This is a genomic window from Paenibacillus sp. BAC0078 (assembly GCF_054483875.1).
In genome coordinates this window covers 1-522 of the sequence record NZ_JBTLRW010000080.1, presented here as the reverse complement: position 1 = coordinate 522, position 522 = coordinate 1, and the positions used below count along the sequence as shown (strand labels likewise).

Genomic DNA, 522 nt, shown 5'->3' with positions numbered 1-522 from the left:
GGAGAAGTTCGTGGATAACCCATTCGAACCTGGTGAGCGGATGTACCGGACGGGAGACCTGGCCAGATGGCTGCCGGACGGGAACCTGGAGTACATGGGCCGGATCGACGAGCAAGTGAAAATCCGGGGGTACCGGATTGAGACAGGCGAAATCGAGCACCGTCTATTGCAGCACGCGGACGTGAAGGAAGCGGTGGTCATCGCCCGGAAAGACGAGCGGGACGAAGCGTACCTGTGCGCGTACGTGGTGAGCAGCGGAGCATTCGACGCCTCCGAGTTGCGCGGGTATTTGAAGCGCGGCCTGCCGGAGTACATGGTGCCATCATACGTAGTGGAAGTGGAGCGGATTCCGCTGACGGCCAACGGCAAGGTGGACCGGAAGGCGCTGCCGGAGCCGCAAGGTCTGGTGCAGGCCGGAAGCGAATACGTCGCGCCGCGGAGCGAGATCGAAGCGAAGCTGGCGGCAATTTGGCAGGACGTGCTTGGCCTTTCACAGCCGGTGGGTATCCGGGACAACTTCTT

General features: G+C 62.1%; 1 protein-coding gene. It reads left to right on the top strand.

From position 1 onward, the window contains the following. On the top strand, positions 1-522 hold a 522-nt coding region (locus ACX1DY_RS31510; protein WP_458968058.1), incomplete at both ends, for an AMP-binding enzyme.